The organism is Micromonospora mangrovicola (genome assembly GCF_047200535.1).
Taxonomy (GTDB): Bacteria; Actinomycetota; Actinomycetes; order Mycobacteriales; family Micromonosporaceae; genus Micromonospora.
The window spans coordinates 1-1,181 of the sequence record NZ_JBJZOG010000236.1; the positions used below are offsets into that span (position 1 = coordinate 1).

Annotated in this window: 2 protein-coding genes; both read left to right on the forward strand. The window is 68.3% G+C overall.

Annotated features, from left to right (window positions below; all coding sequences use genetic code 11):
- The first annotated feature begins 87 nt into the window (after nt 1-87).
- Entirely contained in the window at nt 88-579 is a 492-nt protein-coding gene (locus ACL02O_RS34235; protein WP_412822326.1) for a helix-turn-helix domain-containing protein, read from the forward strand.
- Nucleotides 543-1,163 carry a transposase gene (locus tag ACL02O_RS34240; protein WP_412822327.1) on the forward strand — a complete coding sequence of 207 codons (621 nt, stop codon included), beginning with the start codon at nt 543-545 and terminating at the stop codon, nt 1,161-1,163. The genes ACL02O_RS34235 and ACL02O_RS34240 overlap by 37 nt, the downstream gene beginning before the upstream one ends.
- Nucleotides 1,164-1,181 lie beyond the last annotated feature (18 nt).

Here is a 1,181-nt window from a genome sequence, read left to right on the forward strand (position 1 = left end):
CGCTACAGATCTTGAATGGCCAGGTTCGTCCACTGTGGGTCGGCGTGTCGGCGTGATCTTCGTTGGTGATCGTTGTAGGCCGGGGTGATGAGGTATCCCGATGGAGGTGGGTTGTCCGCGCGGGGGCGGGCGAAGCGTGAGGCGGTACGGCGGCAGGCTGCCGGGTGGTTCGCCCAGGATGTGTCGGTGCCGGAGATCGCGCGCAGGCTGCGGGTGTCGCAGACCGCGGTGTACGGCTGGCGCAAGCGGTGGCAGGCCGGCGGTGAACAGGCCCTGGCGTCGAAGGGGCCTGGTGGGTCTCGGTGTCGCCTGGATGAGGGCCGGCTGCGGCGCCTGGCCGATGCCCTGGAGCAGGGGCCGGCGGCGCACGGCTTCGGTAGTGATCAGCGGTGGACCCTGGCCCGGGTGTCAGACCTGATCGCCCGGATGTTTTGCACCCGGTACACGCTGCGCGGCACGGCGAACATCATGTACCGGCTCGGCTGGTCGGTGCAGGTGCCCAAGCACCGCGCGGTCGAGCGGGACGAAGCCGCGATCACCACGTGGCGGCGGGAGACGTGGCCGGCGGGAAAACGGTAGCGGCACAGCGGCAGGCGTGGCTGGTCTTCGAAGACGAGGCCGGTCAGACGCTGCGCCCACCGAAGGCACGCACCTGGGGACGACGCGGGCGCACCCCCGTGGTCCCGGTGTCGGGCAAGGGCTCCGGCCGCGTCTCGATCGCCGGGCTGACCTGTTACCGGCCCGGCCAGCGGTCCCGACTGATCTACCGCACGATCACCCATCGCGGCCGCAAGAACGAGCGCCGCAGCTTCAGCGAACGCGACTACATCGCCCTGCTCGATGCCGCCCACCAACAGCTCGACGGCCCGATCGTGTGCGTCTGGGACAACCTGAACACCCACGTCTCCGCCGCCATGCGGCAGATGATCGACGCCCGGGACTGGCTGACCGTGATCCGACTACCGGCCTACGCCCCGGATCTGAACCCGACCGAGGCAGTGTGGTCCCACCTCAAACGCAGCATCGGCAACCTCACCGTCACCGGCGTCGACCACCTCCTCGCGATCATCAAGAACCGGCTCAAGAGCATCCAGTACCGCACCGACCTACTCGACGGGTTCCTCGCTCACACCGGACTGACCCTCGAACCCGACACAACCTGACCATTCAAGATCTGTAGT

Excerpts from the sequence above, each read along its gene's own strand:
- ACL02O_RS34235 (WP_412822326.1), top strand. The coding sequence starts at position 88 with ATGAGGTATCCCGATGGAGGTGGGTTGTCCGCGCGGGGGCGGGCGAAG.